Annotated in this window: 17 protein-coding genes; 4 read left to right on the top strand and 13 right to left on the bottom strand. The window is 37.5% G+C overall.

Annotated elements, in window-relative coordinates:
* Positions 1-33: 33 nt before the first annotated feature.
* From AACZ30_RS01470 to AACZ30_RS01435, 8 genes are all read right to left on the bottom strand, one after another.
* Positions 34-1,458 carry an NAD(P)/FAD-dependent oxidoreductase gene (locus AACZ30_RS01470; protein ID WP_339647209.1) on the bottom strand — a complete coding sequence of 475 codons (1,425 nt, stop codon included), beginning with the start codon at positions 1,456-1,458 and terminating at the stop codon, positions 34-36.
* A complete protein-coding gene (locus tag AACZ30_RS01465) occupies positions 1,458-2,336 on the bottom strand; it encodes an NAD(P)H-binding protein (RefSeq protein ID WP_339647206.1) in 879 nt (292 codons plus the stop codon). The genes AACZ30_RS01470 and AACZ30_RS01465 overlap by 1 nt, the downstream gene beginning before the upstream one ends.
* A gap of 245 nt (positions 2,337-2,581) precedes the next feature.
* On the bottom strand, positions 2,582-3,445 hold the full coding sequence (locus AACZ30_RS01460; RefSeq protein ID WP_011708302.1) for a sigma-70 family RNA polymerase sigma factor: 864 nt from the start codon (positions 3,443-3,445) through the stop codon (positions 2,582-2,584).
* A gap of 460 nt (positions 3,446-3,905) precedes the next feature.
* Complete coding sequence (locus AACZ30_RS01455) at positions 3,906-6,155, bottom strand: polyribonucleotide nucleotidyltransferase (RefSeq protein WP_339647173.1); 2,250 nt, start codon at positions 6,153-6,155, stop codon at positions 3,906-3,908.
* 269 nt (positions 6,156-6,424) lie between these two features.
* Positions 6,425-6,694, bottom strand: coding sequence for a 30S ribosomal protein S15 (gene rpsO, locus AACZ30_RS01450; RefSeq protein WP_057480454.1), 270 nt, complete (start codon positions 6,692-6,694; stop codon positions 6,425-6,427).
* Positions 6,695-6,805: 111 nt separating this feature from the next.
* A complete protein-coding gene (gene accD, locus AACZ30_RS01445) occupies positions 6,806-7,663 on the bottom strand; it encodes an acetyl-CoA carboxylase, carboxyltransferase subunit beta (RefSeq protein WP_339647162.1) in 858 nt (285 codons plus the stop codon).
* A gap of 111 nt (positions 7,664-7,774) precedes the next feature.
* Positions 7,775-8,842 carry a class II fructose-bisphosphate aldolase gene (fbaA, locus tag AACZ30_RS01440; protein ID WP_339647159.1) on the bottom strand — a complete coding sequence of 356 codons (1,068 nt, stop codon included), beginning with the start codon at positions 8,840-8,842 and terminating at the stop codon, positions 7,775-7,777.
* Between the two features lie 45 nt (positions 8,843-8,887).
* Positions 8,888-11,461 (bottom strand): BamA/TamA family outer membrane protein, encoded by a 2,574-nt coding sequence (locus AACZ30_RS01435; protein ID WP_339647157.1) that lies wholly within the window; start codon positions 11,459-11,461, stop codon positions 8,888-8,890.
* Positions 11,462-11,498: 37 nt separating this feature from the next.
* Between AACZ30_RS01435 and AACZ30_RS01430 the strand changes: the two genes are divergently transcribed.
* Positions 11,499-12,233, top strand: coding sequence for an RNA methyltransferase (locus AACZ30_RS01430; RefSeq protein WP_339647154.1), 735 nt, complete (start codon positions 11,499-11,501; stop codon positions 12,231-12,233).
* An 11-nt stretch (positions 12,234-12,244) separates the two neighbouring features.
* On the opposite strand, the gene AACZ30_RS01425 is transcribed toward AACZ30_RS01430, so the two are convergent.
* A complete protein-coding gene (locus AACZ30_RS01425) occupies positions 12,245-12,907 on the bottom strand; it encodes a porin family protein (RefSeq protein ID WP_075324674.1) in 663 nt (220 codons plus the stop codon).
* A gap of 4 nt (positions 12,908-12,911) precedes the next feature.
* Positions 12,912-13,640 carry a bifunctional demethylmenaquinone methyltransferase/2-methoxy-6-polyprenyl-1,4-benzoquinol methylase UbiE gene (ubiE, locus tag AACZ30_RS01420; RefSeq protein WP_339647148.1) on the bottom strand — a complete coding sequence of 243 codons (729 nt, stop codon included), beginning with the start codon at positions 13,638-13,640 and terminating at the stop codon, positions 12,912-12,914.
* 138 nt (positions 13,641-13,778) lie between these two features.
* On the opposite strand from ubiE, the gene trkA reads away from it, so the two are divergent.
* Positions 13,779-15,128 (top strand): Trk system potassium transporter TrkA, encoded by a 1,350-nt coding sequence (gene trkA, locus AACZ30_RS01415; RefSeq protein ID WP_339647145.1) that lies wholly within the window; start codon positions 13,779-13,781, stop codon positions 15,126-15,128.
* Positions 15,128-16,624, top strand: a complete 1,497-nt coding sequence (locus tag AACZ30_RS01410) for a potassium transporter TrkG (RefSeq protein ID WP_339647144.1) — start codon at positions 15,128-15,130, stop codon at positions 16,622-16,624. The genes trkA and AACZ30_RS01410 overlap by 1 nt, the downstream gene beginning before the upstream one ends.
* A 175-nt stretch (positions 16,625-16,799) precedes the next feature.
* Here AACZ30_RS01410 and AACZ30_RS01405 read toward each other — a convergent pair whose 3' ends face one another.
* Together AACZ30_RS01405 and AACZ30_RS01400 are read right to left on the bottom strand one after the other, a co-directional pair.
* The gene (locus AACZ30_RS01405; RefSeq protein WP_339647141.1) at positions 16,800-17,993 is read right to left on the bottom strand and encodes a pyridoxal phosphate-dependent aminotransferase; all 1,194 of its coding nucleotides are present in this window, start codon (positions 17,991-17,993) and stop codon (positions 16,800-16,802) included.
* Between the two features lie 114 nt (positions 17,994-18,107).
* Complete coding sequence (locus tag AACZ30_RS01400; protein WP_286761216.1) at positions 18,108-19,211, bottom strand: acyl-CoA desaturase; 1,104 nt, start codon at positions 19,209-19,211, stop codon at positions 18,108-18,110.
* Positions 19,212-19,331: 120 nt separating this feature from the next.
* Between AACZ30_RS01400 and rsmG the strand changes: the two genes are divergently transcribed.
* Entirely contained in the window at positions 19,332-19,961 is a 630-nt protein-coding gene (gene rsmG, locus AACZ30_RS01395) for a 16S rRNA (guanine(527)-N(7))-methyltransferase RsmG (RefSeq protein ID WP_339647137.1), read from the top strand.
* Here rsmG and AACZ30_RS01390 read toward each other — a convergent pair.
* Positions 19,958-26,323, bottom strand: a complete 6,366-nt coding sequence (locus tag AACZ30_RS01390; protein ID WP_339647134.1) for a LamG-like jellyroll fold domain-containing protein — start codon at positions 26,321-26,323, stop codon at positions 19,958-19,960. The genes rsmG and AACZ30_RS01390 overlap by 4 nt on opposite strands.
* Between the last annotated feature and the right edge of the window lie 74 nt (positions 26,324-26,397).

The following is a 26,397-nucleotide window of genomic DNA, read 5'->3' as shown; positions in this document are numbered from 1 at the left end:
ATAAAAACCGGGGTGAATTCAGTAAACTTTAAATTACTGAAAATGATCTTTTTCTACTTTACGGGCTGCGTTATAACCGCACATTCCATGTACGCCACCGCCTGGCGGTGTAGAAGAAGAACAAATATAGATTTTTGGATTAGGCGTAGAGTAAGGCGATAATTTTACAATAGGCCGGGTAAAAAGCTGGGTAATATCCTGTTTTCCGCCATTAATATCACCACCAATTATATTAGGATTAAAAGCGTGCAATTGCACCGAGTTCATAGTAGATTTTTTTAAAATACAGTCTTTAAACCCAGGGGCGGCGCGCTCTATTTGATCTTCAATTATCTTTGAAAAATCCTCGGTATTACCATTCGGGACGTGGCAATATGCCCAGGCCGTATGTTGACCTTCCGGAGCTCTGGTATTATCAAAAATACTATGCTGCGCTACCAGTACATAAGGAGTTTGTGTCATGTTTTCTTGATGTATACTTTGCTCTGATTCCTCCATTTCTTCTTCAGAAAATCCAATATGTACCGTTCCTGCATTTCGGCATTTTTCATTGGTAAATGGAATGGGTTTGCTTAGCGCCCAATCTACTTTAAAAACACCGGCGCCATATTTAAAAGAATCCATTCTTTTTCTATAAATACCGGGAAAATCTGTTCCCTTTATTTTTAATAATTGCTTCGGGGTTAAATCGAATAAATAAGTTTTCGATTCCGGAAGTCCATCCAGCTGAGTTATATTCTTTTCAAGGTGTAATTCGCCGCCAATAGAAGTATAGTAACTCAACATACTATTTATAAAATTTTGCGCCCCGCCTTTTGGAAATGGCCAGTTATATTTATGCGCCATGGTACTTAATACAAGCCCAAATGATGCTGAAGCGAGGCTATTTAGCGGTAAGGTTGAATGTGCAGCAGAGCCGTAAAAAAACACCCTTGATTTTTCATTTTTAAAATAATGTCTGGCCAGTAATTTAGCCGAGGGCAGAGCTTTTAAACCAAATTTTATAAAATCTAATGGATGTTGTGGAATTCCCAAAGGCCCTAAAAGATCGTTCTCTAATTTTTCCCAGTCTTTTACCAGGGGTTCAAATAGGTTAACATATGAAGATTCGTCCTCGCCCAGTTGAGCTGCTGTTTTTTTTATATTGGGATAACAGGCGTGGGCAGTACCATCTGTAAATGGATGAGCGTATGGGATTTCCGGAAATATCCATTCCAGGCCATGTTCTTCAAGAGGTAAACTTCTTAAAAAGGGAGAGCCAAATCCCATGGGTAATATGGCCGAACCTACATCGTGTTTAAATCCCGGTAAGGTTAATTCCTGGGTTCTTGTGGAGCCACCGGGAGTAGCTGCCTGTTCAAATATGGCTGTTTTAAGTCCTTTTTGTTGCAAATATATCGCGGCTGAAATTCCATTAGAGCCGCTTCCAATTATAATAGCATCGTAATTTAAAGACATTAAGTGATTTTTTTAAGGTCAAGATTTCCAAGATACTCCCGAAAGGAAATTTTTCCATTAGATTCCCCAATCATATCGTTAGTAGTAATAAAGGTAAAATAATCCAGTTTATCATTAATTCCTTCACTGAAAATTTTTGGCAAACCCAGGCTCGCACTTATTTTAGCCATAGGTTCGGGGATTTCAATTATTTCTCCGCCAACAATTTCTTTTATCATTTCGGCCATTTCACGCCTGGTATGAACATTTGGACCGCCTACTTTTGCGATTTTGGGACCATTGTTAATAAACGAAACCACAACTTTAGCGAGATCTTTATGATGAATACTGTTAGTTTTTGCTTCTCCCGAGCCAATTAAAGGAATTACTTTGCGTTTGGCCATTATAGCAAGATCGTTTAAGCCCGAATAGAAGCCTACCGGCCTTACAATTGTATAGGCTATCCCCGAACTTTTTAATTCTTTTTCAAACAATTTATGAGCGCGGGCTATGCTGAAATCTTTAGAAGAATCTGCGCCCATAATAGATACATAAATAAAACGCTGCACCCCGTTTTTAACAGCATCTTTCAAGAGATTTCTATTTGCTCTAAAATCACTTTCCATAAAAGATTCTTCGGAAGGTGTAAAAAGACTCACACTTTTTCCGAGTGCAGAAATTACTGTGGTAATATTTTTGGTGATACCTCTAATCCCTTCCTGGTCTTTAGCTGCATCACCTTTCCACACATCATCGGTATACTTTGAAAGTTTTGAAACGCCTTTATCAGAGCGGGTTAATGCCCGTATTTCTTTTCCTTCCTCTGTAAGTAAATGTATAATTTCTGTACCCAGAGATCCCGAAGCACCCACAATTAAAATTTTACCTCCATCTTTCATATCCTTAATCTATTTAAAAGAAAGGATAAGATATTAGAATTTGAAAATGTATTAAAGAGAAGAGTGGCTGATTAACAAAAGATTAGCTTGTGTTAATTATTTTTCGACTGGCTAATATTTTAAAAAGAATAAAATGGGCATAAAAAAAACCCCGGTTCATCACGCCGGGGTCATTCATCAATCAAAAAACGAACAGTTATGTTAGCCGGCCGTCGCCGGCATTAACTGTTGTCATCTTAAATATCTTATCCCAAATAAGTTTTCAGGATCTTGCTTCTAGAAGTATGTTTCAATCTTCTAATCGCTTTTTCTTTAATCTGTCTAACTCTTTCTCTTGTTAGATCAAAAGTTTCACCAATTTCTTCAAGCGTCATTGGGTGCTGGTCTCCAAGACCAAAATACAAACGAATAACATCTGCTTCACGCGGAGTTAAGGTTTCTAAAGCACGCTCAATCTCGGTTCTTAAAGATTCGTGTAGAAGTTCTTTATCAGGGTTTGGAGATTCCCCGGAACGTAATACATCATAAAGGTTAGAATCTTCACCTTCTACCAAAGGAGCATCCATAGAGACGTGACGGCCAGAATTCTTCATAGATTCCTTTACATCATTAATCGTCATGTCCAGCTCTTTCGCAATTTCTTCAGCACTTGGAGGGCGCTCATGAGATTGTTCTAAGAAAGCAAAAGTTTTGTTGATCTTGTTAATAGATCCAATTTTATTCAATGGTAAACGAACAATACGCGACTGCTCGGCCAGTGCCTGAAGAATAGACTGGCGAATCCACCATACTGCATAGGAGATAAATTTAAAACCACGCGTTTCATCAAAACGTTTCGCAGCTTTAATTAATCCTAAATTTCCTTCATTAATAAGGTCGGGTAGGGTTAACCCCTGATTTTGATATTGTTTTGCAACCGACACCACAAAACGTAAATTCGCTTTAGTTAATTTTTCTAAAGCGCGGTCATCACCCGCTTTAATTCGTTGTGCTAATTCTACCTCTTCATCGGCAGTAATTAGATCAACTTTACCAATTTCTTGCAAATACTTGTCTAACGAAGCAGTCTCACGGTTTGTTACCTGCTTCGTAATCTTAAGTTGTCTCATCTATCGTCTCCTTGGATTTTAATTATGAATAGCTCTTGTACTAGTTTATACGCAAGGAGTAGTCGAAATGTTACAAAAAACCTTATTAATTTTATTTGGGCGTTACCCTGCGGGTCGGGCTTTACGCTTCAAGTCCTCGCTCGTTCCACTCGCTGTGGGCTTTCCGCTGCAATCCCTAACGCAAAAAATATTGTAAAATATTCAAAATATGAATTTCAAAAATATTCTTTTTCGTCATTCTGTCCCGAAGCTTCGGGATTGTTTCAGAGCTTGCTCCGAAATTTATTCGGAGATCTAACATGATTATTTTGAAACTAATTAGATCCTGAAATAAATTCAGGATGACGATTAAAAGCTGAAACAAGTTCAGCTTGACGTTTAAAAAGACACCTAATAAACTGCATAAAAAATCCCCGAAAATTACTTTCCGGGGATTTTAGTTTATAAAGCTTAAGACTAATTAATCGTTATTTCTACGATCTTTATTATCTCTGCCTCTGCGATCATCACGGCCACGATTATCTCGAGAACCGCGGTTGTCACGACCTCTGTCGTTACGATCGTTGTCTCTTGGTGGTCTTGCCTGGTAACCTTCAGGTTTTTCAAGTAAAGCTTTTCTTGAAACTTTTTCCTTACGGGTTTTAGGGTCTACACCAAAGTATTTTACATCTATTACATCACCAAGGTTTACAATATCTGTAACATTATCGGTACGTTCCCACGCCAGTTCAGATATGTGAAGTAAAACCTCGTTGCCAGGAGCATCAAGATATTCTACTACAGCACCAAAGTCAAGAACTTTGATAACTTTTACTTCGTAAACACTGCCTTTTTCCGGCTTAAAAGTTACAGAGTCTATTTTAGCAAGAACTTTATCAATTCCTTCCTGACTAGTTCCAAGGATTTCAATAATACCTTCTTCGGTTACGGGGTCTTCGTTAATTACGATCTCAGTTCCTGTAGTTTTTTGAAGTTCCTGAATTACTTTTCCTCCAGGCCCAATCATTGCACCAATAAATTCGTTAGGAATTCTTCTGGTAATGATTTTTGGAGCGTGAGCTTTAACATTTTCGTTCGGCTCAGCAATAGTATCAGTCAGTTTTTCAAGAATATGAAGTCTTCCTGCACGAGCTTGTTTTAGCGCTTTTACTAAAATTTCGTAAGGCAATCCTTTTACTTTAATATCCATTTGGCAAGCGGTAATCCCGTCAGCCGTTCCGGTTACTTTAAAGTCCATATCACCAAGGTGATCTTCATCTCCAAGAATGTCTGAAAGTACAGCGTGACGCTCACCATCAGAAATTAATCCCATAGCGATACCAGAAACCGGTTTCTTCATTTTAACCCCGGCATCCATCATTGCCATAGTTCCGGCGCAAACCGTTGCCATAGAAGACGAGCCGTTAGATTCCAATACTTCAGAAACAATTCTTACAGTGTAAGGATTGTTTTCAGGAATCATTCCTTTTAATGCACGTTGTGCAAGGTTTCCGTGTCCAATTTCACGTCTTGAAGTACCTCTTATCGGGTAAGCTTCTCCGGTACAAAATGGAGGGAAGTTATAATGCAAGTAGAAAGTTTCTTCGCCCTGGTGAGTTGGCATATCTATGGTGTTTGCTTCTCTGGAAGTACCCAAAGTAACAGTTGCCAAAGCCTGAGTTTCCCCACGAGTAAAGATAGCGGAACCGTGTACCGATGGTAAATAATCGGTTTCACACCAGATAGGTCTAATCTCATCGGTTTTTCTACCATCAAGACGAATACCTTCAGCAAGAGTAAGTTCTCTTACCGCTTCTTTTTCAGTTTTGCTATAATATTTCTTGATCAGCTTTTCATTTTCTTCTAATTCCTCTTCAGAAAATAAAGCTAAAACTTCATCTTTTACTGCAGAAAAAGCTTCGCTACGTTCTTTTTTACCGTGACCGCCTTTAGCAATCTCGTAAATTTTATCGTAAGCCGCATCGCGAACTTTTTTCTCTATATCTTCTTTTTCTTCAGCAGTGGCATATTCCCTAACCGGTTTTTTACCAAAAGCTTCTGCAAGACGCAATTGCGCGTCTATTTGTTTTTTAATGTGTTCGTGAGCGAATTGAATAGCCTCGGCCATCTCTTCTTCTGAAATTTCTTTCATCTCACCTTCAACCATCATTACAGAATCTGAAGAAGCACCAATAATCATATCGATGTCTGATTCTAGCAACTGGCTACGGCTTGGGTTAATCACAAATTCACCTTCTATTCTAGCTACACGAGCTTCAGAAATAGCGGTTTCAAAAGGGATGTCTGAAAGCTGAATAGCGGCCGAAGCAGCAAGTCCTGCCAAAGCATCTGGCATAACTTCTTCGTCGTGAGACATCAACTGGATCATTACCTGAGTCTCAGTTCTATAATCTGATGGGAAAAGTGGGCGCAATACGCGGTCTACAATTCTCATTGTTAAAACTTCACCGTCACTTGGTCTTGCTTCTCTTTTAAAGAAACCGCCTGGGTAACGACCTGCGGCAGCAAATTTTTCCCTGTAATCTACAGTTAATGGAAAGAAATCCATAGTACTTTCTTTGTAAGAAGATACTACAGTACAAAGCAACATGGCGTTGCCCATTTGAACAACAACCGACCCGTGGGCCTGTTTTGCTAATTTTCCGGTTTCGATAGAGATTTCTCTTCCATCTCCTAAATCGATAACCTCTTTAAATGTTTGTGGAATCATAATAATTTTGAATTCTTCTAATGATCTGAATAACTTCACCAGATCTTGTTATACAATGGTCTCCGCCTATACCGGGCGGCCGGGAGTTGTGTTGTTGTGTGTTGTGTAGACCAATGAAAAACTACTCTCGTTGAGCGACAATTTTACTCGATAATCGAGTTTTAAAATATTTCAGGGCTTGTTTCTATTTAATTTAATAGAATTCGCCCCAAGTAATTTACAAATTACTATTATATAAAAAAAGGGGGCGTAAAGCCCCCTTTTGAAATTTATTTTCTTAATCCTAATTCTTTAACGATAGCACGATATCTCATAATATCTTTCTTCATTAAGTAATCAAGCAAGCTCCTTCTTTTACCAACCAGTCTTACCAAAGAACGCTCTGAGTTGTAGTCTTTACGATTCTTTTTTAAGTGATCAGAAAGGTGAGAGATTCGGTAGGTGAACAAAGCAATTTGTCCTTCAGCAGAACCAGTGTCGGTTTTGCTTTTTCCGTGCTTCTCAAAAATTTCTTCTTTTCTTTCTTTGGCTAAATACATTCCAATATTAATTTTAATGATTTTTATGTATTGACAGTTTTTCCGTCAGGCGGCAAAGATACTACTTTCTAAATAATTACCTATTTATAGAATATCTTTTTCTATTTTATTTTAAGCTCTTACCGGTTGATTTTGAATAAGATCCAAATAGAGGTTCACTTTATTCTTAAGCTCGGACCTGTGGGTAATGAAATCTAAAAAACCTTTTTCCTTAAGAAATTCTGAAGTTTGAAAATCTTTTGGCAGGTCTTTCCCGGTAGTGTCTTTTACTACACGTGGCCCTGCAAATCCAATTAACGCGCCGGGTTCAGAAATATTAATATCACCTAACATTGCAAAAGAAGCCGTGGTGCCTCCAGTTGTAGGATCTGTGGCTAGAGAAATATAAGGAAGACGTGCATCGGCAAGCTGGGCTAATTTAACCGAAGTTTTTGCCAACTGCATTAAAGATAAAGCTGCTTCCTGCATTCTTGCGCCGCCAGATTTAGAAATCACCATTAAAGGAAGTTCGTTTTTTAACGCATAATCTGCAGCACGGGCAATTTTTTCACCTACTACAGATCCCATTGAACCACCAATGAATCTAAAATCCATACACGCAATTACCAATTCTCTTCCTTTAGATTTTCCAACTGCAGTACGTACTGCGTCTTTAAGATCGGTTTTTTCCTGGGCTGCTTTTAAACGATCGGTGTATTTTTTGGTATCCTTAAAATTCAAAGGATCTTTAGATGTAATATCTTTATCCAATTCTTTGAATTCATTATCATCAAAAAGGATTTTGAAATATTCTTTACTTCCAATTCTTACGTGATAGCCATCTTCCGGACTCACATAAAAATTGCTTTCCAGCTGCTCTGCATCTACAATCTTGCCGGTTGGTGATTTGTACCAAAGTCCCTTTGGAACATCTTTTTTGTGTTCTGTTGGGGTTTGAATTCCTTTTTGTGTTCTTTTAAACCAAGCCATTTATTTTCAGGTTTCAGGTTTCAGTTTATTTATATAGGGATAAACCGAAAGTTTTACTTAAAATAAAAACAGCCGGAATTCTAAAAAATTCCAGCTGTTATAAAATTAGATTTATAAAGTATTTACGTTGTTAAGATCTTCAAAAGCCTTTTTAAGTCGGGTTTTGAAAGTAATTTCTCCTTCACGTAACCATTTTCTTGGATCGTAATATTTCTTGTTAGGTACATCGCTTCCTTCAGGATTACCAATTTGTGCAGCAAGATAATCTTTCTTTTCTCCCATATAATCACGAATACCTTCAAGGTAAGCGTATTGAAGATCGGTATCGATATTCATCTTAATTACTCCGTAGCTAATTCCTTCGCGAATTTCTTCAACAGTAGAACCACTACCTCCGTGGAATACAAAATCTATATGATTTTCTTCTACACCGTATTTTTTAGTAATGTGTTCCTGAGAGTTTTTAAGAATTACCGGGGTAAGTTTTACGTTACCTGGCTTATAAACTCCGTGTACATTACCAAAAGCGGCAGCGATAGTGAACTGGTCACTAACTTTGCTTAATTCTTCGTAAGCGTAAGCAACTTCTTCTGGTTGGGTATATAGTTTAGAAGAATCAATATCGGTATTATCTACACCATCTTCTTCACCACCTGTTACGCCAAGTTCAATTTCAAGGGTCATGCCCATTTTGCTCATTCTTTCAAGATACTTCTTGCAGATTTCAATGTTTTCTTCAAGAGATTCTTCAGAAAGATCTATCATATGTGAGCTATAAAGAGGTTTCCCAAATTGCTCAAAATGTTTTTCACTGGCGTCTAGCATTCCGTCTATCCAGGGAAGCAATTTTTTTGCACAATGGTCTGTATGTAGAATTACTACAGCACCGTAGGCTTCGGCAAGTTCGTGAATATGCTTTGCACCGGCAACGGCACCTGCAACAGCGGCTTTTTCACCATCGTTAGAAAGTCCTTTTCCAGCGTTAAACTGGGCACCTCCATTAGAGAATTGAATAATTACGGGTGAATTTAGTTCTGCGGCGGTTTCCATTACTGCATTTGCACTACTGGAACCTATAACGTTTACTGCCGGAAGGGCAAATCCCTTTTCCTTAGCATAATTAAAGATTTTCTGTACTTCTTTTCCTGTGGCTACGCCTGGTTTAATGTTGTGACTCATAATTTTAGTTGAATTAGAAAAGCAAAAATAAGAAAATATGTTGGCTTAGAAAGGATAATTGATCCCTACATTGTATACAGCATTATTAAAGTTGTAATTTCTAAACCAGCGTTTATCATCTGGCTGGGCTGGGTCGTAGGTTTTAAAGCCAATATCAAACCTGAGAACAAAAAAGTTAAAATCGTATCTAAGTCCGAAACCGGAGCCTACTGCAATATTCTTAAGGTCGGAAAACGATTCAAAAGTAGCATCTTCATCTTCAACAATATCCAGTACATTCCATATATTCCCTACATCTACAAAAACAGCCGAATTTAGGGAGCCAAAAAGGTTGTAGCGGTATTCCATATTAAATGCCAATTTCATATTGGCTTCATTAAATTCGTTACGGCCGCCGCTACTGCCGGGGCCAAGATCGTAAGCACGCCACGCCCTGTTATCGTTGGGGCCGCCGCCGAAAAAACTTCTTACAAACGGGATGCTGTTGGCGTTGCCATATGGTATGGCAACCCCGCCAAAAGCCCGAAAGGCCAGTATATTACTCTGCCCCATATCCCAATGCTTTATAAAATCGAGTTCGGTTTTAATATATTGAGAGAAGTTTACCCCTAATACATCATAATTTCCATTCTCGTTTTTCTCAAAACCGGCTAAAGAAGAAACTGCAGAAAGTACATTCCCTGCGGTTTCAATTTTAAACCTAAAGCGGGTAAATTCCTGGTCGTAGAGATTCTTTTTTGTGTTCCATAAATAGGTGTAATTAGAAGCAAATATGAGGTTGTTCTCTGTTAACCGAGTTTTTCTTTCACCTATATTATTTACTAACTGAGCTTGATCTTCATTCAAACCAGTAGTGCCTCCCGTGTTATTAGAAACATCACGAATAAAACTCTCGGCGCCAGTTGGGATGCTTAACAAGCCTTCTTCATTTAAATAATCGGGATTTGTAACGATACTACCAGACTGGAGAATCTCGTTAAGATCGTTATATGAGTTTCTGTAAACATTGAAATAATTATCAATATTCAAATTTCTTACATATTGAATGTTTAAAAGATCTACACGGTTAGAAAGCTGGTGAGAAGGGTTCCACCGGTAATTCATAATTCCCGAAAGGTTTCTTTTATCTAAACCAATATTGTTTTGTGTGCTTACTCCTAAACTTAGTGAAGTAAAGGGCTGCATGTACTTAGGAATAAATTTTTCGGTATTAATTGGTAGAAAAATCCTGGGAAAAGTGAGTTTAAGATCGGCGCCAATTTCTGAAATATCAAAAAAGCGATCGTCATTTCCGCTTATTGCAGCATCTGTAGACGAACCTATACTTCCACGTCCAGAAATTTCAAAATTCTCGGCACCGCCAAATATATTTCTTATTAAGAGGGAGCCGCCGCCGCCAATACCAAATTTTTGAATATTACTTTGGGAAATATCAAAATCGAAACCGAGGGAATATTTTGGCTGCGGAGTTAGAAAAATATTGGCAACCAAATCGGTGCGGGTAGAATCGGCAGGATCTGGTGTAAATTGTACGTTGGGATATTTAAAAACCCGCAAAGAATTTAATCGATTGTAAGTTCGGGAACGGGAAATATCGCTATAGGTGTTTCCCGGTCTAATAAAAACAGCATCGGTTATTGCTTCGGGTTTATAACGCAATTTGTCAAAACTATAAAGGGTATATCCTTCTTCGGTGGTAACACTATCGGTTAAAGGCTGATTTCTATTGGCGTATTTATAATCGGTAAAAATATTAACCTTGCTAATTTCGTGAATTTTAAAAGGCACCCGGGATGTGGTGTCTTCTTCTGAGGCAAATCGGTTTTTTATAATTAAAGTAGTATTTACTTTTTTGCCAGTATTAATGGTATCGGCATCAAAACTTATATATTCCTGGTCAAAATTATAAACCCCGTTATTTCTAAAAAGTGAAGTTAAACGGTCTCGTTCTTCATTTATATCTAAGGTTTTATATTGTGTTCCTTCTTTGATTATAGATTCGTTTTTATGAAGCTCGTATAAAGAATCTATAACTTTAGATGCAATATTAGTGGTAATGGAGTCTAAGTGATAGGCCTCTCCGGTAGTTACTTCATATTCAACACGGGCGCGTTTTTTTTTATTTTCCGAAGGAATTATTTCATAATCGGTTTCTACATTAAACCAGCCATTGTTCCAGTACCAGGAGTTGAGCCGATTAACTGATTTCCGGGTTTCTTCTTCACTTACAATAACAGGTTCTTCCCCGGTTCTTTTTATCCACTCGTTAAAAGATTTTCGGGAGTGCAGAAATTTTTCAAATTGTTTGTAAGAGAGAATATCGACCAGCGTATTTTTCTTGCTTTCATTTTCAAGGTACTTTTCACTTAAAATAGAATCAATATCTGGCCGGGCTAGATTATAAAAATGAAGTCTTAGCGGTATTCCCAGGAAACTGGTGCTAGGCTCCTGGTAAAGTTGATTGTAAATACGTGCTTCTTTGATCTTTTCGTTGTTAACGAAAATTTCATTCTCAGTGAGCAATTTATCATTACCCTCTACGCGTTTAACGGCATTACAGGAAATTAAAAAAAGCAGGCTTAAAAAAAATAATGATATTTTTGCGAAATGCCGATTCAAACACACATTTTTAAGAGATCAAAATTACATTTTTTGTATGGTTAGTAAAAGCCAAATTAAGTTAATAACCAGTCTTGCACAAAAAAAATACCGTTATAAACACGGACTTTTTGTAGCCGAAGGTTTTAAAACAATTAGTGAGCTTATAAATTCTAATTTTAGGCTGAACCGGCTCTTTACTTTAGATGCGGATTTTGGACTGAAACCTGATGAAATCCAAACAATTGATGAGCAGGAACTTAAAAAAATAAGTTTTTTAAAAACCCCGCAAACGGCATTGGCATTATTTGGAATTCCAGAAGAAAAAATCGTTCCCGAAGAAGACCTAACTCTTGCTTTAGATGGTATTCGCGATCCCGGCAATTTAGGCACCATCATAAGGCTTTGCGATTGGTTTGGGATAACCAATTTGGTTTGCTCCCGGGATTCGGTAGATTGTTATAATCCTAAAGTGGTACAGGCTACCATGGGATCTTTGGCGAGGGTGAATATTATTTATTGCGATTTAAAAACTTTCCTTACAAATTCTAAACTACCGGTTTACGGTGCTTTTATGGAAGGGGAGAATATTTATAAAAGCGAAACCGTAGAAAAAGCAATCCTGGTTATGGGAAATGAAGCCAATGGGATTTCAACTAAAATTGAAGAATTAATCCAAAAGAAAATAAGCGTTCCGCGTTTTGGAGGACTTAAAGAAACCGAAAGCCTAAACGTGGCAACCGCAACCGCAATTCTTCTAAGTGAATTTAAGCGAAAAAGTTTTACAAATTAATGTAGCCTATTTTATTGAAAGGTAAAGTTTAGGAATACAGCCTGGGAGCGCATTGCATCAACTACCTGATATTGGGTTTCTACCATTTCATTATTTATTGTGAAAACTCCTCTTATTGAGGGAGAGAATTTAAAATAATAAAGATAAAGATCTATTCCCAGTCCCACTTCATAATGATAATTGTTGGTTTTTAATCGCGTTGCCACATCTGGATTGTTCTCATTACTGGAAAGGTTTATAGAAGTAGATAAACCTCCTACTACAAAAGGCTTGAAGTTATTATGCCTATCGGCCGAAAACTTTAATAGTAATGGGATATGGACATAAGTAGAGTTAACCTCTTCTATATCCTGGCTATATGGAGGCCTGAAGTTACGGGTGTTAAATGTAACGCCAGGTTCCAGGCGTAAATCCAGGTTATTATTTAATTTTAAATTCCCAACGAGCCCAACATTGAATCCCATGGTTTTTTCTATAATAAGATCATTACCGTTAGAGGTTATTTCATCATTATATTTAAATTTAAAATCGTAGGTATTAAATCCCAGGTAGTAACCCCAGGACCAACGTTGCTTATCAAAGTTCTCGTTGTTGATAATTTTATCTCCTCCAAAAATTTGCGCGTAACCAAATTGAACGCAAAAAAGAAGGGCAATAACAAAAAGTTTCTTCATAGTTTTATTTTGAAGCAATATAAATGGTTGCAACCCCAAAAGTTTGTGGTTTATCTTCTACATTTATAAACCCCGTTTTCTTTAAAATATTGTTGAACGCTTCTCCATAAGGAAATGCAGCGGCACTTTTACTTAAGTAGGAGTAAGCTTCACGGTCTTTAGAAAATACCCGCCCAATGAGGGGCAACATATAGCCGGAGTATAATTTATAACCTTGTTTGAACGGAAATCTGGTAGGGACAGAAGTCTCCAAAACTACAAAAATTCCGCCGGGTTTTAGAACCCTTTGAATTTCAGATAATCCTTTTTCTAAATTTTCAAAATTACGAACGCCAAAAGCAACTGTAATTGCATCAAACGAGTTATCTTCAAAAGGTAAGGCTTCAGAGTCTCCCTGTACCATTTCAATCTTATCGGTTAGCTGTTTGGCGGCAATTTTCTTTCGGCCTACTTTCAGCATTCCTTCAGAAAGATCCAGGCCAACAATTTTTTCAGCATTAATATCTGCCATTTGTATGGCAAGGTCTCCAGTTCCAGTAGCAATATCTAAAACAGCTTTTGGTTGCTGGGCTTTAACCAGTGCAATTACTTTTTTACGCCATTTAACATCGGTTCCCATAGAGATTACCCGATTTAGCCCATCGTAATTGCCAGATATTTTGTCAAACATCTGTTCCACCTGTTTTTTCTTATTAAGACCGGAATCCTGATAAGGAGTAACCTTTTTACTCATAATAACAATTTTGCATCAAAGATACACGATATGAAATAATTGAGGTTGAAACTTTTAGAATTTGTTGATAGATGCTTTGGTTTTTGGTTTGTCTAAAATACTGTACATTTGTTCTTCTTTTCAATTTCAAGCTGTTATATGAAGATAATTATTGCCGGAGCAGGTGAAGTCGGCTTTCATTTGGCAAAATTGCTTTCTTTTGAGTCCCAGGATATCACACTTATTGATACCAACCGGGATAATCTCACTTATGCTGATACGCATTTAGATATTAGAACAATAAAAGGAGATGCAACTTCAATCTCAATTTTAAAAGATGCACAGGTTAAGCATGTAGATATGCTTATAAGCGTAACTTCCAGCGAAGCTACTAATATTACCTGTTGTGTTTTAGCTAAACAATTGGGAGCCAAAAGAACCATAGCCCGTATTTCTAATACCGAATTTCTTGAGAATAAAGAGGAAATTGGTTTTACCAGTTTTGGTATAGATGAATTAATTTCTCCTGAAGCCCTTGCAGCAAGAGAAATAGCTTTGCTACTAAATCAGTCAGCATTTAATGATAGCTATGAATTTGAAAATGGCGCGTTAACCATGATAGGTCTTAGCCTGTCCCGAAATGCGCTATTTGTAGGCAAAACGGTAAAAGAAGCCGCCAATATTTTTCCAGATCTTAATTTTGTGCCAATCGCCATTCAGCGGTATGGGACTCAATATACGCTTATTCCCCGTGGAGATACACAATTTAAAGAAGGAGACCAGGTAAATTTTATCACGCTAAAACGCGGGGTAGAAAACCTTTATAAACTTACCGGTAAAACCAAACATTCTATTAAAAATGTAATGATTTTAGGCGGAAGTAAAATTGGTAAAAAAACCGCCAAAGATTTATGCAGAAATAACTTTCACGTTAAACTGGTAGAGAGCGATAAAGAGAAAGCTTACGATCTTGCCGATGAACTTCCCAATGCGCTAATTATTCACGGCGATGGTAGAAACGTAGAGTTACTTGAAGAAGAAAATGTACACGATATGGATGCATTTATCGCCGTTACCGGTAATTCTGAAACCAATATTATGTCCTGCCTGGTTGCGAAATCCAAGAGTGTGAAAAAAACTATCTCTCTGGTAGAGAATATGGATTACTACCAGTTAAGTCATTCTATTGGGATAGATACATTGATCAATAAAAAGCTTCTTGCCGCTAATAATATTTTTAGATATGTGAGAAAAGGGGAAGTGGTTGCGATGACCAAGATCAATAACATGAATGCCGAACTACTTGAGTTTATTGTAAAACCAAATTCTCAGGTTTGTAATAAGAAAATTAAGAATCTGGATTTCCCACGGTCGGCAATTATTGGTGGAATTATAAGAGATGGCGAAGGGATTATCGCGCTGGGAGATTTTACGATTACCCGGGGAGACCGTATTGTAGTGTGTTGTTTGCCAAGATCTATTAAAAAGGTTGAAAAACTCTTTCTCTAATGCCAAGACTTAATCACCAGATTATCCTGCACGTTATGGGACTGCTGCTTTTATGTAACGGTGGTTTTATGCTTTTGGCAGTTTTAGTGAGCTGGTTTTATGAAGATGGGGTAACAGTACATATTCTGGCAGCCGCTTTTATCACCCTTTTCCTAGGGGTGCTTCTAATGTTTACAACCCGGGGCCACCGTAAAGAAGTAAAAAAACGTGAAGGTTATATAATTGTAACTTTTGGTTGGATTTTTATGGCTTTAAGCGGCACGCTACCTTATGTGTTAAGCGAATCTATTCCTGCGTTTACCGATGCTTTTTTTGAAACCATGTCTGGTTATACCACTACGGGAGCTTCGGTTTTAAATGATATTGAATCTATTCCCAAAGGAATTCTTTTCTGGCGAAGTTTGACCCACTGGATTGGAGGAATGGGAATTATAGTTTTAGCCATTGCAATTCTACCTTTACTGGGAATAGGAGGGATGCAGCTATTTGCTGCTGAAGCTCCAGGCCCAAGTGCCGATAAGTTAAAACCCAGGATTACCGATACCGCCAAGCGTCTTTGGTTAATCTATGTGAGCTATACGGTTGCTGAAACAATTTTGCTAAAAGTAGCAGGTATGAGCTTTTTTGATGCAATAAACCATTCTTTAAGCACACTTTCTACCGGTGGCTTTTCAACAAAAAATATTAGCGTGGCCTATTGGAATGACAGGCCAATTATTCAATACATTATTATGATCTTTATGTTTTTGGCGGGGAGCAATTTTGTTTTAAGCTATTATAGTTTTAAAGGCAGGGTTCAAAAAGTTTTGCATGACGATGAGCTTAAATGGTATTTCTATTTTATAGGAATTTTTACAGTAGTGGCTTCGGCATTTATTTATTTTGAAGCCGATGTTGCTCTTTCTCAAATAGATCATCCTATGGTTTGGGGAGAAGCCGAGAGTGCTTTTAGACATGCACTTTTTCAGGTTTTAGCTATTATAACCACCACCGGTTTTGTTTCAGCCGATTATACTATGTGGACACCATTTCTTACTATTCTCTTTTTTGGGATGTTCTTTTTGGGAGGTTCTGCAGGGTCTACCGCTGGTGGAGTAAAAGTAATGAGGCATATTATAATGATTAGAAATGGCGGGATTGAATTTAAACGTGCTTTACATCCTAACGCAATTCTTCCGGTGCGATTTAACGGAAAATCTATTGGAAAAGGAGTGACCTTCAATATCCTGGGTTTCTTTATTCTTTATATGCTTTCTTTTATTATAGGCTCGGTGGTTCTTGGAGGACTGGGATTAGATTTTGAAACAGCCATTGGCGGTGCAGCCTCTTCCCTTGGGAATGTTGGTCCTGCTTTTGGTGCACTTGGCCCGGTAAATAACTTTGATATTCTTCCACCTATTGGTAAATGGTGGTGCGCATTTTTAATGCTTATAGGAAGGTTGGAACTTTTTACGGTTCTAATCCTGTTAACCCCATTCTTCTGGAGGAATAGGTGATTCTAATTTAGATTTCAGAAAATAAGAATTGTTGTTTTAAAAATTTTTAAACGCGTCATCCTGAACTTGTTTCAGGATCTAACATATTGTAAAATAAAAACATCATTAAAAAATCCTGATAGGTTTTTAAACCGCATCAGGATTTTGAAAAATATAACTTTATAAACTGAAAATTCTATGCTTCAGCTAAAGCTGACTTAATTCGTTTCATTGCTTCTTCAATTTGAGATTCACTTGCAGCATAAGAAATTCTTATACAATCTGGATTTCCAAAAGCATCACCGGTTACGGTGGCTACAAGGGCTTCTTCTAATAAAAACATGGAGAAATCTGTAGCATTTTCAATCTTATGACCTTTAATTGTTTTTCCGAAGAAATGAGAAACATTTGGGAAAACGTAAAAAGCGCCTTCAGGTTCTGTAGTCACAAAACCTTCAATTCCGTTTAAAAGATCTATAATAAGTTTTCTCCTGGATTTAAAGGTGTCTACCATATAGCTAATCTCGCTTACGGGAGCTTCCAGGGCAGTAATTACTGCACGTTGGGCAATACAGTTAGCACCACTGGTAATTTGGCCCTGCATTTTATTGGTGGCCCGGGCAATCCACGCCGGTGCACCTATATAACCAATTCTCCAACCGGTCATTGCAAATGCTTTAGAAACGCCGTTTACGGTAACTACACGATCGTACATATCTTCAAACTGGGCCATAGAAGCGTGCCCCCCTACAAAATTAATATGTTCGTAAATTTCATCACTTACAATTACAATATCGGGATATTTTTTAAGCACATCGGCAAGACCTCTTAATTCTTCTTTGCTGTAAACCATCCCGCTGGGATTGCAGGGAGAGCTGTACCAAATCATTTTTGTTTTTGGAGTAATTGCAGCTTCAAGTTGCTCTGGCGTCATTTTAAAATCCGTTTCAACCGAAGTTGGAACTTCTACCGGTACACCTTCAGCAAGTTTTACTATTTCAGCATAGCTCACCCAGTAAGGACAGGGTAAAATAACTTCGTCTCCCGGGTTTAATAAAACCATAGCCACATTTGCCAAAGATTGTTTGGCACCTGTAGAAACTACAATTTGAGAACGGTCGTAAGTAAGATTGTTGTCTCGCTTAAATTTGTTGATGATGGCATCTTTTAATTCTACATATCCGTCTACGGGAGTATAAGAATTATAATTGTCGTTAATTGCCTGAATTGCGGCTTCTTTAATAAAATCTGGGGTATTAAAATCTGGTTCTCCCAGGCTTAACCCGATAATGTCTTTCCCTTCGGCTCTAAGTTCACGCGCTTTTGCAGCCATAGCCAAAGTTTGGGAAGTTGCTAAGTTGTTAATTCGGTTGGATAATTGTTCTTGCATTCTTTAATTGGTTACTAATTAATTACTCACTTACTGAGACCGGAAAAGGTTCACAATAGGAATGCGAATTTACTTTTCTAATCTCAATCTTAAGAACCAAGCCCTTAAGAAAATTTACGAAATTGCAGGTTTCGCACCCATTTGTTTTAAATGTTTAAAATGGGCAATTATTGCTGCGCGTGTGGTTTTATATTCGTGGTAAGGAAGATTGCATTCTGCAGCAGTTTCCTTTACTATTTTAGCGATGTTAGTATAATGAATATGACTAATATTCGGAAAAATATGGTGTTCTACCTGGTGGTTTAATCCGCCGGTAAACCAGTTTACAATTCTGTTTTTAGTTGAAAAATTAACCGTAGTAAACAGCTGGTGAATGGCCCAGGTATTTTTCATAGAGCCGGTTTCGTCTGGTAAAGGCATTTCGGTTTCTTTAACCACGTGGGCTAATTGAAACACAATACTAAGAATTAATCCTGCTGTATAATGCATTACGAAAAAGCCTATTAATATTTTCCACCAGGCAATTGATAAAATTAGCATTGGAATTACGATCCAAATAGAAACATAAATAAGTTTTGTGATCGCGATAATGCTCCACTGCGTTACCGGATTTGGCATTTTTCCGTAAGAAAGTTTGCGCTTTAGATAATTTTTAGTCTGTTTAAAATCTGTAGTTAAAGCCCAGTTGAAAGTTAAAAGGCCATATAAAAATACAGAATAATAATGCTGAAAACGGTGAAAACTGTACCATTTAGCATGTTCAGAAAACCTAATAATTCTTCCTGCATCTAAATCTTCATCGTGGCCGTGAATATTGGTGTAAGTGTGGTGTAGAACATTGTGTTGTACCTGCCAGTTATAAACATTACCGGCAAGCACGTAAATTGTGCCACCCATAAATTTATTTACCCATTTTTTAGAAGAATAGGAGCCGTGGTTACCATCGTGCATAATATTCATTCCTACTCCTGCCATTCCGGCGCCCATTACTACGGTAAGGAGCAACATCCACCACTGTGAAATATCAAGCGTGAGAATTAAAAAGTATGGGGTTAAAAATAAAGAAAACATAACTACTGCCTTTAAATGCAGTTTCCAGTTTCCTGTTTTTTTAATGTTATTATCCTTAAAGTAACTGTTTACTCTTTTATTGAGGATTCTAAAGAATTTTGTGGAATCCTTTCGAGAGAATTTAATATGATTTTGAACGTTTTCCATGTAATTTTTGTAAGCGGTAAAGGTAAAATATTTAAATAGTTAATCTATAATCTATACCGTATTAATATAGTCTGCAAATTCAGCACCAAATTATGTATTTTTGCGGAAATTGTGAAAACTTTGGATTTAATAAAAAAATACTTCCCCGATTTAACCGATGACCAAACTGCGAAATTTACGCAAATGGAATCACTTTATAAAGACTGGAACCTTAAAATTAACGTGGTCTCGCGTAAGGATATAGATGAAATTTATCTCAGGCATGTTTTACACTCTCTGGGAATTGCAAAAATTCAGCAATTTAATCCGGGAGCAAATATTTTAGATGTAGGCACAGGCGGCGGATTTCCAGGAATTCCGTTGGCTATATTATTTCCGGAAACCAATTTCCATTTAGTAGATTCTATAGGAAAAAAGATGAAAGTAGTAAACGAAGTTGTAGAAGGCTTACAACTTACCAATGTGAAAACTACTAATGCCAGGGTAGAAGAAATTTCTGGTACCTACGATTTTATAGTAAGTAGGGCAGTAGCCGCAATGCCTACTTTTGTGCATTGGACTAAAGGAAAAATAGCAAAGAAAAGCAAGCACGAACTTAAAAACGGAATTCTTTATCTTAAAGGTGGAGATCTCACAGTGGAGCTTCGCGATTACCCAAAAGCAAGAATTTATGAACTACGTGATTATTTTGGGGAGGAATTTTACGAAACTAAAAAAGTGGTTTATCTACCATTAAAGTACAAGCCTTAATCTTTTCTAATAATCACCTTTTTGGCATAATCTCCAGCATCGGTATACACTTTTACAATGTAAACAGCCGAACTTAAAGATTTTTTCTGCGGAACATGAATTTCTTTAAGGTCAGGTATTCCAAAGTGTTGATCTACCAGTTGGCCAGCAATATTATAAATATTAATGTGCTCAATTTTATGAAGTTCAGGATTACTGATTACAAACTCCCTGTTATCTAGAGAGTAATAGTAATTTATAGGTCCTTCGCCAGGTTCTTTATCATTTCTGGTGGAAGTTACATCGTGAAAAACAATTTCATATAAATCCTGGTATTCTCCGGCAGGTAAGCTAGCTTTAAAAGCTTCTTTTCTTAGATCGTGATAAGTGCTGTCGCTATTATCACGTAAGTAGATATCAATGATATCGGGCACATTCTCGAGTTCCCCTAATTCTATACTGAATTCTTTTTCTTCAGCTATAGTAATTCCTAATGGTAATATTTGATCCAGATTGAAGTGCGGTACACCCTGGATAACATACCTTTTCTCGCCAATTACCCAATACATATCTTCGGGGCCTCTATCTATTAAAGCAGCATCAAAACCAATATCGAAGCCCTGGCTGGTTCTGGCATCTGCGCCAACAAGAAGTTCCCGATGATAACCGGTAGGAGATCGAAATAACAATCGTATTTTATATCGTCCATCTTCCCTTTTTTCTTTTGACTCCTGTTTAGATTTTGAATTGTCACGAGCTTGTAGAAAAAATGAAATTTCTTGGCTCTTTTCTGTCTTGTAATAACGTTGACTGTTTTTAAAGATGATATTTCCGGTATCAAAACTATCAAAGCTTCCTGCTTGTGCATCTCGCGTAGTATTCACAAAAAAACCTTGCGCCACCGGAATATATGGACCGGGACGTTTATTGCTTTCAGCTCCCGAGGCATTTATCCTGGAATCATTTGAAATAGCTGAAACTCCATCTATTAAATTGCGTACGGCGTAGCCGCCAACATACTGCGCCAGGTAATGGGTTTTGCCGGCAAAATGATCCCAGAAATAGACAGCTCCATTTAAAAGGTTTTTATCGTTTCGGCCTTCACCATCCCTAATATTGTCTAAGATAAATTCTTCTACACTTATGGCAGATGGATAAGGATTACCCAGTAGGTAATTTTGTCCCGATCTAATTTCGCTAACTTCTATTATTCCATTATTTGGAAAACCATTAAAAGTATAATTTTGAAGTTTTCCTTCAGCAATATCTATATTTTCGGTTCCCTTCATGGTGTAGCCTTCACCTGGTTTTAAGGCAGTGTAGCTTCCAATTTGTTCCCACTGGCTATATTCATTGGCTGCCCTGGCCCTAAAAGCATTAATCCAGTAATCACTTATTTTAATAGGATTGGCTTTTGGTCCATCAGCGTGAGTATGGGGCCATTTAAAGTTGATATTCTGAAATTTATTTGTTCCCAGGGTAGAACCATCTTTCATAACCTGGTTTACTTTATAAGTAGTATTTGTAGGATCTGAAATTACCGGAGAACTCCAGTAATTATAATTAAAGCTACTTGCAGTACCTTGTTGATCGCGTTCCAGGTTTCCGGAACCACTAATCTGGCTGTTTTCAGGTTGTACTAATTGTGATTCGCCATTAAGATCTATATGCCCATTTAGTTCGAGGTAACGACTAATATATAATTCGTTGCCCGATGTATGGTTGGTGCCGTTCATAATTAAAGAACCTCCATCATCTAAAAGCCCTAATAAAGTTATACTATTTGAATTATCGGTAGTTGGTGCATTGGTTAAGGTCTTGCCGTCTAACCTGGCAATATTCCAGTTTATTCGCTCACCATTTACACCGGCGCTGTTTGGAGTATCCCATACCTGGGGTTGTTTCCACGAATTGATGTTCCACCAGTCACCACCGGTTGCAATATACGGGAGGGGCGCCGTATTCTGCTGTGTACTTTGAATATTTTTTAATCGGCCGTCAATACCATTTGGTATTTTGTTTTTGGTAATACCGTTGGTAGCTTCAGAGGTTATAAGCCTATAATATCCTTTTAGAGTTTCCCACTTTAAATTATTTGGGGCATCTAAAGGTATTATTTCACCTCTAACATTCGTATTATTCTTGATTCGTTGGTTCATCATGAATTTAAGCTGCTCCAGATTTAAAGAAGTATTCCAGACCCTAACTTCTTCAATCCAACCGTGGAAAAAGTGAGTGGGAAGAGGTTTTAATGTATTATCGTTCATAGCCCCAATTAGAAACCTATTATCATTACTGCTAGGTATGCCGGGAGCACTTTCACTAGTTTTAATACCATCAATATATATTCCGGCATCATTTCCACCCTGAATTACCGCAATGTGATACCAGCGGTCTGAATCAATTTGATGAGTTGATGAAATAACTTCATTATTCCATCTAAATTTAGGGGTATTATTTTCAATAATTAAATCATATCCTCCAGCGCCAGGATCGGCATTATCCCTTTTAGAAAGTATAGTTTTTATTGAAGTAGTAGCGTTTTGGTCTTGTTTTACCCAGGCTTCTAAGGTAAATCCTGAAGTAAGATTAAGATTATTTCCAAAATCTATATAATCATCAACTCCGTCAAAATCTATAGTGCTGCAATTACTAAAAATTATTTTAACTCTATCTGTATTTCCACAGGGGATAGTCCATTCCAGGGTATAGGTTCCAGTTGTTGTAATGGTAAAAAGACTTTCTGGATTGTTCACATCTGAAATTACCGCTCCCGTGGGGCCATTAATAATTCGCCAGGTTCCAAATTCTTCTTCTTGTGTTCTGGGATTAGTGTAGCCTTCAAAAACAGCCCCTAATTTTACCTGATTTACACCACATTCTAAAGTTTTGTCTTCTCCTGCATTGGCAATTAATTCCTCAGGTTGTGCAATAGTTACTTCTGTGCTAAATTCACAACCATTGGCATCAACCACGTTTACTGCATAAGTGCCAGCAGAAAGATTGTTAACGGTACCTGTTGTTTCTGTTGAAGTTTGACTAATATGGTCCCAAACTATAGTGTATGGCGCGGTTCCGCCAGAAGCTTCTACCGTCGCAGTAGCATTACTCCCTCCAAAACATACTAAGGGTGTCTGGTCTATTTCTTCTAGTAAAAGTGCATTTTCGGGTTGGGTAATGGTAATATTGTTTACAGTATAAGTTTCATTATCGTCATGAACCATTGCTTTGTAAGTCCCAGCCGGTAGATTTTGGAAAATTCGGGTGTCTTTAGGACCATAAATTTCGCCGGTTAGCGTATTTTGTAATTCGTAATGGTAGGTACCAACACCGCCCGTAGGTATGATTTCTATTGATCCTTTTTCATCTCCATAGCAAAAGTTCTTAATTTTTTCTATTCTTGCCGATAAAGGAAAGTGAATTTCATCGTTTTCGTTAGTTGATACGCACATTCTTTGGCGAACATCTCCACATTTTTTATTAGCATTATTGGTCCAATCCATATAAAAACTTTCCAGGGTAATAGCATTTCCACAAGACCAATTTTCTATTTCTCCAATTCTGAAAAGGGATGGTATTTTATCATTCCCTATATCTATACAACCAGTAATTCTTTCTTCAGAAATAAATTCTCCGCTTTGTGATATGGAATAAATAAATTCAATTGAGGGATTATATGCATTAGCATTTTTTTCTATACGAAGATATATATAGCGCTTTCCACTGTAACTTGTACATTCGGCACCCGTAAGTGGGCTGCCGTCCTCTTTCCCGATATAAAATGTATCTAATTCGAAATCTAAATTTCCAGTTTGTCCGCATGGTTCAAAACATTCACCTACGTAATGGTTAAATATTTCAGTGTATTCATTCCCAACTGAATCTGTAACTGTAAGAGAAACGGGATAGACTCCACTTTCTAAATAATTAACTACGTGTACTCCGGGACCTTCGGTTTGATTGTTGGTATCACTAAATTCTGCAGTTTCACCTCCAAAATCCCATTTATAGGTATAAGGTGCAATTCCTCCCTGAACAGAATCGAGTTGAAAAGTTGAAGTTCTTAATCCGCCTTCATCACTTAAACATTTGGAAGTTGGAATCATACTCGCTTCCAACGGGTCTATTATGGTAATCGTTTCTTCATCGGTACATCCATTGGCATCAGTAACTACCACGCTATACGTTCCGGCAGCCAGGTTACTTGCCGTTTGCCCTGTTTGCCCATCAGACCATAGAAATTCGAAATTGGCTGTTCCACCTTCAATAATTGCAGTAGCAGTTCCGGTAGCAGAACCAAAAGTATTAGTTTCAGTATCAACAATATTTGTAATTACTAATTCTTCTGGCGGGTAGACTGTAATAATTTCTTCAATAGAACATCCATTTTCATCGGTAATTGTTAAAGTAAGATTATTGGAAGAAGCTGTATTGTTTACATTACTAATCGTAGCTCCAGTTTGTCCATTACTCCAGTTGTAAGTTAATTGCCCGGTTCCTCCCTGAGCTTCAATAGTAATTGAAGCGTTATTTTCTTCAAAACATCCTTTGTTGATACTGATACTGGTTATTTCAATAAAACTATTTGGCTCAGTAATGGTAAAGTCTTTAGTTGCAGCACATCCATTTACATCTGTAGCTGTAACCGAATAGGTACCCGGGCTTAATCCATCTTTTACAGCTCCATTTCCTAACTCTTCCCAATCATAACTGATTTCTCCAACTCCACCGGTGACAATGGCATGTGCTTCGCCCGATGCAAAGCCGTTACATAAAATATCATCAACCTGAACATTTAGTTCTATCTGATTAATAGTAATATTCTGTTCTATACTCGCTTCATTTCCTGAAGCATCAGTAAAAGTCCATATAATTGAACCGGTTTCAGTAAAAGTGGTAGATCTGTTGGCTTCAGCGGTAATATCACCTCCACAATTATCAATTGCAACAGGAGTTTCCACAGTATATTCACAACCCCAGGTAATGTCATTCAAGGTGGGTAAAACTGGTTTTATCTTATCTTCTACAGTTACTATAGCTGTATTTGAAGCCGTATTAGTATGAATATCAGTTACAGAAAGAGTGACAGTATTCTCACCGATATCAGTACAATCGAACGTGGAAATATCCAGTGAAGTTGATTGAATACCGCAGGCATCAGTAGAACCATTGTCTATTTGATCTGCGGTGATATTTGCAATGCCGTTTTCATCTAGTTGGACGGTGATATTTTGCGTAATAACCTGAGGAGCAATTTTATCTTCAACGGTAACGGTGGCATTTTTTGTTGCCGTATTATCATTATTATCGGTTACCGAAAGAGTAACGGTACTTGTGCCGATATCAGTACAATCAAATGAGGAAATATCCAGTGAAGTTGATTGAATACCGCAGGCATCAGTAGAGCCATTATCTATTTGATCTGCGGTGATACTGGTAGTGCCATTTTCATCAAGCTGAACGGTGATATTTTGTGTGATTACCTGAGGCGCAATATTATCTTCAATGGTAACATTTGCATTTTTTGAAGCCGTATTATTATGAATATCGGTTACCGAAAGCGTAACGGTATTTGCACCGATATCGGTACAATCAAATGTGGAAATATCCAGTGAAGTTGATTGAATACCGCAGGCATCAGTAGATCCATTGTCTATTTGATCTGCCGTGATACTTGCAGTGCCGTTTTCATCCAGTTGAACGGTGATATTCTGTGTGATAACATTTGGAGCAATATTGTCCTTTACGTTAACGGTAGCTTCTTTTGTGGCGGTATTTCCGTTTACATCAGTTACGCTTAGCGTAACAATATTATTTCCAACATCAGTACAGCTAAAATTTGTTTTACTTATGGAGATTTGATCAATTCCGCAGTTATCTGAAGAACCATTATCAATATCACTCGCCTGAATTGAAACAGAACCGCTCGAATCTAATTCAACTTCAATATTTCTCAAGTTAACGGTAGGATCTTCCAGGTCTTCAAATTCAACGGTGAAACTTTGAGTCTCTGTATCATCATTACTATCGGTTACCGTTACAGTGTAATTTCCGGGAGCAAGACCGGAGATTCCCTGGTTAGTACTCGAGAAATTATTTGGTCCACTCCAGGAATACGAATAGGGAGAAACTCCGCCAGAAACATTAATATTTAATGCGCCGTCCTGGGCATCGCTACAAGTGGAGGGAGTATTTTCGGTTAAAGTAATAGAGGGATCAAGCTCTAATAAAAAGCCAACGAAAAATAAATTCTTTTGTTGTTTTTCTTTTAAAACAGGCTTCTCGGGCCCATATGTAATATTAGCCAATAGCGTATTTCCGGAGAGTAGGAACCAACCAGAAATTAGTGCTATAAAAAAAAACCGGGGAGTAATTTTACCCATAGGCGACTGTATTATTACAGAGGATAAAATTACATATAATAAATCTATTTTAACAGGATTTTAAGCCATAATTA

Source organism: uncultured Salegentibacter sp. (genome assembly GCF_963972535.1).
Taxonomy (GTDB): Bacteria; Bacteroidota; Bacteroidia; order Flavobacteriales; family Flavobacteriaceae; genus Salegentibacter.
Note: the sequence above shows the minus strand (reverse complement) of the source record. Positions and strands in the feature narration are given on the sequence as shown.